The sequence below is a fragment of the Streptomyces actuosus genome (genome assembly GCF_016921115.1).
GTDB lineage: Bacteria > Actinomycetota > Actinomycetes > Streptomycetales > Streptomycetaceae > Streptomyces > Streptomyces actuosus_A.
In genome coordinates this window covers 1-10,204 of the sequence record NZ_JAFFZS010000070.1, presented here as the reverse complement: position 1 = coordinate 10,204, position 10,204 = coordinate 1, and the positions used below count along the sequence as shown (strand labels likewise).

Here is a 10,204-nt window from a genome sequence, read left to right as displayed (position 1 = left end):
CACGCACTCTCGCTGCACCGGACGAAAGCCCGAGTACATCCCGTACGAGGGCTTCCGGCCGGCACACCGGGAGCACGCACCGGACGCCGCTCCTCGACGGGCGAACGTTGCCTGCCGCGGCACTAGCTAGGGACGGCCGCACACCCGCCCCGATCGCCGCTCCCGGGGACGGGCTCCGCCGTGTCGGCCACGAGGGCCGCGGCACCGCCGGACCCCGGAGCGCGGCGGGGGAGTCCGGGGGACTTCTGCGGCGGGGCCTACGCCTTCTGCCGGCCGGCCGTGCCGTCCCAGAAGTCGGCGACCGCGCGGGCCGTCGGAAGAGGCTGGTCGGCGTTGGGCGAGTGCTCGGCGTCCGGGACGATCGTCCGGTGCGCGCGCAGCCGCGCCGCCATCGCGTCGAGCACGGGCACCGGCCACGTGTCGTCGCGGGCACCCGAGAGCACATGGAACGGCAGCGGCACGGACGCCAGTTCCGCCACGCGGTCCCGCTCCACGCACAACTGCTTACCGGTCGCCACGAGTTGGGCGGGCCGGGTGTTCACGAAGCGGGCACGCAACTGCGGCAGGTCGCCGATGCCGCGGGCCGGGCCGCCGACCTCCTCCGGCGGGCCCAGCGCCAGGATCGCCTCCCACACCTCGGCCGGCGTCATCACGGCCAGCGCGTCCCGCAGCAGCTTCACCCGCTGCTGCTGCGAGTCGGAGATCTGTGCCGGGCCCGAAGCCATCAGGGTGAGCGAGCGGTAGGGAGCGTGGTCCAGGAGGACCGCGGCTCGGGCGATCTGCCCGCCCAGGGAGTGCCCGAGGAGATGCACCGGCTCCGGCACACCGAGCGCGGCGACCTGTGCCGACACGTCCAGGGCCAGTTCCTGCCGGGCGTAGGCCGACTCGTCGTCGGCCGGCCCGTCCGACTCGTTCTGGCCGCGCCCGTCCACCGCCACCGTCCGGTACCCCCGGGCCGCCAGCGGCCCCTGCATCAGGCCGAAGTCCTCCTTGCTGCCGGTGAATCCCGGCATCAGCAGAGCCACGCCCCGCTCGGGCACACCTGCGGGCACGCGCATGTCGATGACGGCGAACTCGCCCCGGGACGTGCGCAGACGACGGGTGAGGGCGCCCGGGGGCGGGGAGAAGGGGAGCGGCGTGGTCACGGGGGTGAGGGTAGCCGGTGGACCGGCGGGGCGGGACGGCGGCCGGGCTCCTGCGCACCGATGAGCCGGCCCGCACGCCCTGGGCCGGCCCGCGTGCCGACGGCCCGGCCCCACACGAGGTGGGACCGGGCCATCGGCGAAGGGGGCCTGAGGCCGGAGGCCCGCCCAGGAGCGGGCGGTTCAGCCGTGGGCCCCGACAGGATCAGCCCTCCGCGGAGTCCGCGGCAGCCGCGACCTTGCGGGTGCGCCGTGCCTTCGGCTTGGCCTCGGCGGCTTCCGCCACCTCGCCGGCCTGGGCACCTTCCGCACCGTCGGCGGCCTTGGCGGCCGCCGTCTTGCGGGTGCGGCGCGGCTTGGCCTGCTCCGGCTCCTGCGTGGCCTGGGCCGGGATGTCCGCGGTGGCCGCTTCGGCCGTGGCGGCCGTCTTGCGGGTGCGCCGTGCCTTCGGTTTGGCCTCCGCGGCCTCCGCGGTGGCGACGGCGGCCTCCGCTGCGGCGGCAGCCGCGACCTTGCGGGTGCGCCGTGCCTTCGGCTTGGCCTCGGCGGCCTCCACCGTGCCCTCCGCGGTGTCGGCGGCGACCTCTGCTGCCGGTGCCGCGACCTTGCGGGTGCGGCGGGTCTTCGGCTTGGCCTCCGCGGTCTCGACGGCCGTCTGTGCGGCCTCCGCCTCCGCCTCCGCCTCCGCCGCCGGTGCCGTGGCCTTGCGGGTGCGGCGGGTCTTCGGCTTGGCCTCCGCGGCCTCGGTGCCTTCCGCGGTGTCCACGGCGGCCTCCGCTGCGGCGGCGGTCGTCTTGCGGGTGCGGCGTGCCTTGGGCTTGGCCTCGGTGGCTTCCGTCGCCTCTGCGGCCCCGGTGCCCTCCGCTGTGTCGGCGGCCGTCTCGGCGGCGGTCGGCGCGGTGGTGGCGGCCTTGCGCGTGCGGCGGCGCGGTGTCGCGGCCTTCGGCTCGGCCTCCGCCGGAGCCTCGGCAGTCGGGGCGGCCTCGGTCGCGGTGACCTCGCACTCCACGGCGGACAGCGTCGGCTCGGCCGACTTGCGGGTGCGCCGGCGACGCGGCTTGGCCGGGTTCTCCGCGGTCACCGCGTCCAGGGCGGTGCCCTCCGAGGCGGCGACCGCGGTCGCCGCGGGCTCGGCTTCGGCCTGCGGGGCACGGGTCTCCGCGACCGGCGCCACGGTGGCGGTGGCCTCGGGCGTGCCCTGGGCCGCCGCTCCACCACGGGTGCGGCGACGGCGGCGCAGCGTGCGCGGAGCGGACTCCTCCGTCACCGCGGGGGACTGCTCGGTGCCCTGCGTCGTGTCCACCGGGGAGCCACCACGGGTACGGCGGCGACGGCGCGGGGTCCGGCTGCTCTGCGGTTCCTCGGTGCGGGTCTCGCCCCGGCCGCCGCGTCCGCGACCGTTCCGGCCGCCGCGACCGCCGGGCTCGCCCAGGTCCTCCAGTTCCTCCGCGTCCAGGCCCGCACGGGTGCGCTCCGAGCGCGGCAGGACACCCTTCGTGCCCTCGGGGATGCCGAGGTCGGAGAAGAGGTGCGGGGACGTGGAGTACGTCTCCACCGGGTCGTTGAAGTCCAGCTCCAGCGCCTTGTTGATCAGCTGCCAGCGCGGGATGTCGTCCCAGTCGATGAACGTGACGGCCGTGCCCTTCGCACCGGCGCGGCCCGTACGGCCGACGCGGTGCAGGTACGTCTTCTCGTCCTCGGGGGACTGGTAGTTGATGACGTGGGTGACGCCTTCGACGTCGATGCCGCGCGCGGCGACGTCGGTACACACCAGCACGTCGACCTTGCCGTTGCGGAAGGCGCGCAGCGCCTGCTCGCGGGCGCCCTGGCCGAGGTCGCCGTGGACCGCGCCGGCCGCGAACCCGCGGCGCTTGAGCTGGTCGGCGACGTCCGCGGCCGTGCGCTTCGTCCGCGCGAAGACCATCGCGAGTCCGCGGCCCTCGGCCTGCAGGATGCGGGCGACCATCTCCTGCTTGTCCATGGAGTGCGCGCGGTACGCGAACTGCTTGATGTTCGCGTGCGTGATGCCCTCGTCGGCCGGGTCGGCGGCCCGGATGTGCGTCGGCTGCGACATGTAGCGGCGGGCCAGGCCGATGACCGCGCCCGGCATGGTCGCCGAGAACAGCATCGTCTGGCGCTTGGCCGGCAGCATGCCGATGATCTTCTCGACATCGGGCAGGAAGCCCAGGTCGAGCATCTCGTCGGCCTCGTCGAGAACGAGCGACTTGATGTGGTTCAGGTTCAGCTTCTTCTGGCCCGCGAGGTCCAGCAGGCGGCCCGGGGTGCCGACGACCACGTCGACGCCCTTCTTCAGGGCCTCCACCTGGGGCTCGTAGGCCCGGCCGCCGTAGATCGCCGTCACGCGCACGTTGCGGACCTTGCCCGCGGTGAGCAGGTCGTTGGTGACCTGCGTGCACAACTCGCGCGTGGGGACGACGACGAGTGCCTGCGGGGCTTCGGTGAGTTCCTCGGCCCGGGCGCGGCCCGCCTCGACGTCGGCGGGGACGGTCACGCGCTCCAGGAGCGGAAGGCCGAAACCGAGGGTCTTGCCCGTGCCGGTCTTGGCCTGGCCGATGACGTCCGTGCCGGCGAGGGCGACGGGAAGGGTCATCTCCTGGATGGGGAAGGGAGTGATGATGCCGACGGCCTCCAGGGCCTCGGCGGTCTCGGGGAGGATTCCGAGTTCTCGAAACGTCGTAGTCAGGGTGCTGCCTCTTCTGTGTACGCGGTGCGAGGCGAGCGCGGGGGTCGTGGACGGACCGTGCCGGGGACGTCGGCTGCCGTACGGGCAAACCGCCTGGGCAAGCCGTATGGCACGGGACCTCTACCGACGCTCTAGCCTTCGTACCGCTGAGGGTGTCCCCCCTCCGGGGGCCGTACGCACGGTGACGTACGGTCGGGGAGGGCTGTCGGGTCGGAGCCGATCGGGCCACCGACCGGGCATCCTCATACGTGCGGCCCGTCGAATATTCGGCAGGCGCATTACCACCATACCCCGGATTGCCGCACATGCGATGGCCGATTCGGTCACGTTGCCGTCGTCACAGTGATCCCGTGGGGCGCGGCGTCGCCGTGGTCACAGTGACTGACCAGGAACTTCCCTTGCGCGGCGGGCGGGTTATTGTGCGCTTCATGACGACGTCTGACAAGTCTGACAACGCCCCCGACGAGGCCTCGGCCGAGGCCACCGGAGTCGCGGCCCAGGACTGGGCGACCGCCTCCGCCGATCCGCAGTACCGCGCCGCGGTCGTGGACCTGCTCGGCGCGCTCGCGTACGGCGAGCTCGCGGCGTTCGAGCGGCTCGCGGAGGACGCCAAGCTGGCGCCGACGCTGGAGGACAAGGCCGAGCTGGCGAAGATGGCGTCGGCCGAGTTCCACCACTTCGAGCAGCTGCGTGACCGGCTGACCGGGATCGGCGAGGACCCGACCCGGGCGATGGAGCCCTTCGTGGCCGCCCTCGACGGCTTCCACAAGCAGACCGCGCCTTCGGACTGGCTGGAGGGCCTGGTCAAGGCGTACGTCGGTGACTCGATCGCCAGCGACTTCTACCGCGAGGTGGCCGCCCGCCTGGACACCGACACCCGCAAGCTGGTGCTGGCCGTGCTCGACGACACCGGGCACGCCGGTTTCGCCGTCGACCGGGTCCGCGCCGCGATCGACGCCGATCCGCGCGTGGGGGGCCGGCTCGCGCTGTGGGCACGGCGCCTGATGGGTGAGGCCCTGTCGCAGTCGCAGCGCGTGGTCGCCGACCGGGACGCCCTGTCCACGATGCTCGTCGGCGGGGTCGCGGACGGCTTCGATCTGGCCGAGGTCGGCAGGATGTTCTCGCGGATCACCGAGGCACACACCAAGCGCATGGCGGCGCTGGGCCTGGCCGCCTGACCTCGCTCCCGGCGGGGACCGGCGTGTCGCTCCCCGCCGGGCGGGACGCCTATCGGCCGGTTCTACGCCGGGGCCGACCGGCGCCGAAGTCGCCCCGCGGGGCGCAGCAGCAGGGAGAGGGAGGCGGCGGAGACGATCGCCGCGCCGACCAGGCTCGCGACGAGGCTGCCGGGGCCCAGCGCGCTGTGGGTGACGAAGTCGCCGAACAGGGCCCCGGCGACCCCGGTGGCGAACACCATCAGGCGGGTCGGCAGCCGGTGCGCAAGGCGGTGCAGGGCCGCCCAGGCGAGGACGAGACCGATCACAGCGGACCCGAGCGCTTCCAAGATCATGCCTGGTCCCTCCCACACGGCCGGACGGTGCACCCGGGCGGCGCCCCGGTCACAGCCCGTCATACCCGTGACCTGCGGAAGGCAATCCTCCTGTGGGCCGCACCTGTGCTCCGACCGTGGCGGAAACGGGGCCAGGGGAGTGGCGGGGGCGGCGGGGCCGCGGGATTCAGCGGCCCCGTACACGGCGCTGCCCGGCCGGCGACCCGGCAGGACCGTCACCGGCAGGTCCGGTCGGCCCCGGCAGGCGGAAGGGCCCGGTGCCGTCACGGTGTGTGACGTCGCCGGGCCCTTCCTCCGGGTCGTGGTGCGCGCCTGCCTACAGCGCGCCGAAGCCCACCTTGCGCGGAGCCGGCTCACCGATCTCGATGTAGGCGAGGCGGTCGGCCGGGACCAGGATCCTGCGGCCGTGCTCGTCCACCAGGCTCAGCAGCGGCGACTTCCCGGCGAGCGCCTCGGACACCGCCCGCTCGACCTCCTCGGCACTCTGACCGCTCTCCAGAACGATCTCGCGGGGCGCGTGCTGCACGCCGATCTTGACCTCCACGGCTATGTCCCTCCGACGGTCAGTGAAGTGCGCGACCTACCGCGCCGTACCAGCACACATTAGCCCGGTGAGGGGACGTGCATGCTCCGCGCCAGCACGCCAGGAGCGAACACCGTGCGGGAACACATGCCCGCACGGCCCCCACGGACCCGCCCGGCCGTTCGCCCCCGCCCGGCCGCGTGCGGTCAGTGCTGCTGCTGTTCGCTGCCGTGCAGCGGGAAGCCGGCGATGCCGCGCCAGGCCAGCGACGCCAGGAGCTGCACCGCCTCGTCGCGCGGGACACTGCGGTCGCTGTTCAGCCAGGCACGGGCCACCACCTGGGCCAGACCCCCGAGGCCGGAGGCGAGCAGCATCGACTCGGCGCGGGAGAGGCCCGTGTCCTCGGCGATGACGTCGCAGATCGCCTCGGCGCACTCGTTGGTGACCTTGTCGACGCGCTCGCGCACGGCGGACTCGTTGGTCAGGTCCGACTCGAAGACCAGGCGGAAGGCACCGCCCTCGTCCTCGACGTACGCGAAGTAGGCGTCCATGGTCGCCCGCACGCGCTGCTTGTTGTCGGTGGTGGACGCGAGCGCGTTGCGCACGGCCTGGATCAGGGCCTCGCAGTGCTGGTCCAGCAGGGCGAGGTAGAGGTCGAGCTTGCCCGGGAAGTGCTGGTACAGAACCGGCTTGCTGACGCCCGCGCGCTCGGCGATGTCGTCCATGGCCGCGGCGTGGTAGCCCTGCGCCACGAAGACTTCCTGGGCGGCGCCCAGCAGCTGGTTCCGTCGGGCTCGGCGCGGCAGGCGCGTACCCCGCGGGCGTGCTGCCTCTGTCTGCTCGATGGCTGTCACGCCGCCTCCCAAAGTCGTCCACTTGCGGTGTGCGCCGCGTCGCCATCGTACTTTTCGGTAACCCGGGTGTGCGCGGTGCGAGCGCAGAATTTCATGGACCGGACGGTGACGAAAGTCGTGCGGAAGGTTTGAAAGCGGGGCCAAGTGGGCAAACGACAGCCTCTCTCCTGTTCAGCGGGCCGCCCACGCGGGCGGTCAGCGGTAATCGTCCTCGTCGAGGGAGACCACGCGGGCCTGCTCGATCAGGTCCGCCTCGTTGGCGCGCGCCGGGTCGACGCCCTCCAGCGAGTCGTCGCGGTCGGGCGAGACATCGGCCTGCTGCTCGGCGGCGTCGTTCTCGGGGGCCTCGACGTCGACCTCCGCGGCGTCGCGCTCCTCGGTCTCCTCGAAGGTCTCGGGGTCGGTGGGGTCTACGGCCACGGACGGGCTCCCTTCCTACTTCCTGTGAACTTCCTGCGCATGTCCCTGAAGCAGGGGTCCCACGCGGGTGCCCTCTTCATGAGCCTAGGAGACACCCGATCCGCACGACATGCCATACATTCGCGTCCATGACGTGAGACGGGCCTTGCGGGGCCCGGCCCGCCCCGTCCCGCTGTGACACCGAACACGTGAACCAGGGCGTGATCGTCTCGTAACATTGCCGCATGCCTTCGACCGAGCTGCCGTCCGTGCCGCCCACCGACCTCGTCCCGAAGGCGGTGTCCGTCCGGGTCGCGGAAGGTGAGCGGCTGAGCTCGGTCGGACTGCCGGGCATCACCCTGACCGTCCGGTCCAGGTCCCCCGCCCGCGAGGGACTGCCGCTCGCGCTGTACGTCCACGGCCTCGGGGGCTCCTCGCAGAACTGGTCGTCGCTGATGGCCGAGCTCGACGGGACAGTCGAGAGCGAGGCGGTCGACCTGCCGGGCTTCGGCGACTCCCCGCCACCGGACGACGGCGACTACTCGGTCAGCGGGCACGCCCGCGCCGTGATCCGCTACCTGGACGCGACCGGCCGCGGTCCCGTCCACCTCCTCGGCAACTCCCTCGGCGGGGCCGTCACCACGCGCGTGGCCGCGCTGCGGCCCGACCTCGTCCGTACCCTCACCCTCGTCTCGCCCGCCCTGCCGGAACTGCGCGTCCAGCGCACCGCCGTGCCGACCGGTCTCCTCGGCGTGCCCGGCGTGGCGGCGCTCTTCACCCGCTTCACCCGCGAATGGACCGTCGAGCAGCGGGTCCGCGGCGTCATGGGCCTCTGCTACGGCGACCCCTCCCGGGTGACTCCCGAAGCCTTCCGGCACGCGGTGGAGGAGCTGGAGCGGCGGCTCCAGCTCCCGTATTTCTGGGACGCGATGTCCCGCTCCGCGCGCGGTCTGGTGAACGCCTACACCCTCGGCGGCCAGCACGGGCTGTGGCGGCAGGCCGAGCGCGTCCTCGCCCCGACCCTGCTCGTCTACGGCGGCCGGGACCAGCTCGTCGGATTCCGCATGGCCCACAGAGCCGCCCGCACCTTCCGCGACAGCCGCCTGCTGACCATGCCGGACGCCGGGCACGTCGCGATGATGGAGTACCCGGACACCGTCGCGGCGGCGTTCCGGGACCTCCTGGCGGACACGACCGGCCCCGGCGACGGCACCGACGAGTCAGGGACCCCCGCGTCCCCGAGCCAGGGGAGCTGAGGCGCGACGTGGGACGCCACAGCAGGCGTGGACCCGCTCCGAAGAGCGCGTCCGGGGGAAGGACGAAGTCCGGGGAGGGCCGGGCGGAGCAGGCGCCGCCCGCACAGGCGCCGCCCGGCGGGACCCCGGGGCGTGCACCCGGGACCGGCGCACCGGTGCCGCCGCCCGGCGGCCGCCGGATGCCGGCCCCGTACGGATCGCCCCCGCAGGGCGTTCCGGGGTACGGCGGTGGCACGCCCGCACAGGGGGTTCCGCGGTTCCCGGACGGCACGCCCGCACAGGGGATGCCCCGGTTCCCCGACGGCACGCCCGCCCACGGGGTCCCGGGGGTACCCGACGGCACGCCCGCCCACGGTGTGCGGCGCTTTCCGGACGGCACGCCCGCCCGCGGAGTGCCCCGGTTCCCCGACGGCACGCCGGCACGCGGTGTTCCCCGTGTCCCCGGCGGTGGGGCGGGACACGGCGCCCCGGGCCACGGCACGCCCCGGGTGCGCGGCGCTCACCCCGAGCAGCGGGAGGCCGGGGGCGGCTGGGGCGACCTCGCGGAAGGCGCCGGTGGCGCCGGGTACGCGCAGCCGGACGGGCCCGGGCTGCCCCGGCAGCGGCAGGCTCCGCGGGGCGGACCCCGGCAGGAGTACGTCGACGCCTTCGACGCCGCGATCGACGACGTGTTCACCCCGCGCGGGCGGGCAGCGGTTCCGCCCCGGGCTCCCGACCCGTACGCCCCGCGCACGGACCGGGACCTCGGCGTCCCGGGCACCGGTCTCACCGGTGCCCCTGCCGGTACCGGCCACGACCCCTCCGACGGCGAGTCGCCGGCCGGCGAGCCGGCGCGCGCGAAGGGTGCCAAGGGGCGGACGTTCACCGGCGTCGCGGCAGCCGCCGTGACCACCGTGCTCGCCGTCGTCGTCGCCGGGCAGGTCACCGGCACCGAGGAGGGCGGCGCCCGGACGCCGTCGCCCACCGGCCAGGCGCGGGACGCCCACGACTCCGCCTCGCGCAGCGACGGGCGGCCGAGCCCCTCGCCCTCGACGAGCGCGGTGCCCCTGACGTACGAGCAGAAACTCGACCGGAAGTACGCGCTCGACCCGGGCCTGAAGGGATCGGGGCGTTTCGAGGCGGTGTCCGGCGTCGACAAGGCACCCGGCAAGGGACGCAAGTACACCTACCGCGTGGACGTCGAGCAGGGGCTCGGTCTCGATGCCGAGCTGTTCGCCCAGGCCGTGCAGAGGACACTCAACGACGACCGCAGTTGGGCGCACGGCGGCGAGCGCACCTTCGAGCGCATCCAGTCCGGCACACCCGACTTCGTCATCACGCTCGCCAGCCCCGGCACGACCGACGTCTGGTGCGCCAAGTCCGGTCTGGACACCAGCGAGGAGCACGTCTCCTGCGACTCCGCCAACACCGAGCGGGTGATGATCAACGCGTACCGCTGGGCCCAGGGCTCCGCGACCTTCGGGGACCAGATCCGCGCCTACCGGCAGATGCTGATCAACCACGAGATCGGCCACCGCCTCGGCTACGGCCACCGCAACTGCGAGAAGGACGGCGACCTCGCGCCGGTCATGCAGCAGCAGACCAAGTTCCTCGACCACGACGGGATCCACTGCCTCCCCAACGCCTGGCCCTACCCGTAGAGCCGCGCCGTGCGCCGGTGCGGGGCGCGTGACGTGTCATTTCGCGGTCATGTGATCTCGTAGCCCGACCGAACGCGACCCGCACGGGAAAGTTACGACCGTTCACCCCTTTTGGTGGGGCGAGCGGCCACCCCGCGCTCCGCGAGAGCCTGCGCCACGTCCTCCTCGACGGCCGT

General features: G+C 73.8%; 9 protein-coding genes. 3 read left to right on the top strand and 6 right to left on the bottom strand.

From position 1 onward, the window contains the following. Positions 1 to 257 precede the first annotated feature (257 nt). Both JS756_RS35235 and JS756_RS35230 read right to left on the bottom strand, forming a co-directional pair. A complete protein-coding gene (locus JS756_RS35235; RefSeq protein WP_205387350.1) occupies positions 258 to 1,145 on the bottom strand; it encodes an alpha/beta fold hydrolase in 888 nt (295 codons plus the stop codon). A gap of 202 nt (positions 1,146 to 1,347) precedes the next feature. Beyond that, on the bottom strand, positions 1,348 to 3,753 hold the full coding sequence (locus JS756_RS35230) for a DEAD/DEAH box helicase (protein WP_240204849.1): 2,406 nt from the start codon (positions 3,751 to 3,753) through the stop codon (positions 1,348 to 1,350). A gap of 512 nt (positions 3,754 to 4,265) precedes the next feature. Between JS756_RS35230 and JS756_RS35225 the strand changes: the two genes are divergently transcribed. Further along, complete coding sequence (locus JS756_RS35225) at positions 4,266 to 5,024, top strand: ferritin-like fold-containing protein (RefSeq protein WP_205387349.1); 759 nt, start codon at positions 4,266 to 4,268, stop codon at positions 5,022 to 5,024. 62 nt (positions 5,025 to 5,086) lie between these two features. On the opposite strand, the gene JS756_RS35220 is transcribed toward JS756_RS35225, so the two are convergent. From JS756_RS35220 to JS756_RS35205, 4 genes are all read right to left on the bottom strand, one after another. Then, entirely contained in the window at positions 5,087 to 5,356 is a 270-nt protein-coding gene (locus JS756_RS35220) for a hypothetical protein (RefSeq protein ID WP_205387348.1), read from the bottom strand. A 316-nt stretch (positions 5,357 to 5,672) separates the two neighbouring features. Then, the gene (locus tag JS756_RS35215; protein WP_205387347.1) at positions 5,673 to 5,900 is read right to left on the bottom strand and encodes a DUF3107 domain-containing protein; all 228 of its coding nucleotides are present in this window, start codon (positions 5,898 to 5,900) and stop codon (positions 5,673 to 5,675) included. Between the two features lie 185 nt (positions 5,901 to 6,085). Continuing rightward, positions 6,086 to 6,733, bottom strand: coding sequence for a TetR/AcrR family transcriptional regulator (locus tag JS756_RS35210; RefSeq protein WP_205387346.1), 648 nt, complete (start codon positions 6,731 to 6,733; stop codon positions 6,086 to 6,088). A 195-nt stretch (positions 6,734 to 6,928) separates the two neighbouring features. Further along, positions 6,929 to 7,153, bottom strand: coding sequence for an Rv3202a family protein (locus tag JS756_RS35205; protein ID WP_205387345.1), 225 nt, complete (start codon positions 7,151 to 7,153; stop codon positions 6,929 to 6,931). A 224-nt stretch (positions 7,154 to 7,377) separates the two neighbouring features. Between JS756_RS35205 and JS756_RS35200 the strand changes: the two genes are divergently transcribed. After that, a complete protein-coding gene (locus JS756_RS35200) occupies positions 7,378 to 8,388 on the top strand; it encodes an alpha/beta fold hydrolase (RefSeq protein ID WP_205387344.1) in 1,011 nt (336 codons plus the stop codon). An 8-nt stretch (positions 8,389 to 8,396) separates the two neighbouring features. Next, complete coding sequence (locus JS756_RS35195) at positions 8,397 to 10,028, top strand: DUF3152 domain-containing protein (protein ID WP_307791428.1); 1,632 nt, start codon at positions 8,397 to 8,399, stop codon at positions 10,026 to 10,028. Positions 10,029 to 10,204: the final 176 nt, after the last annotated feature.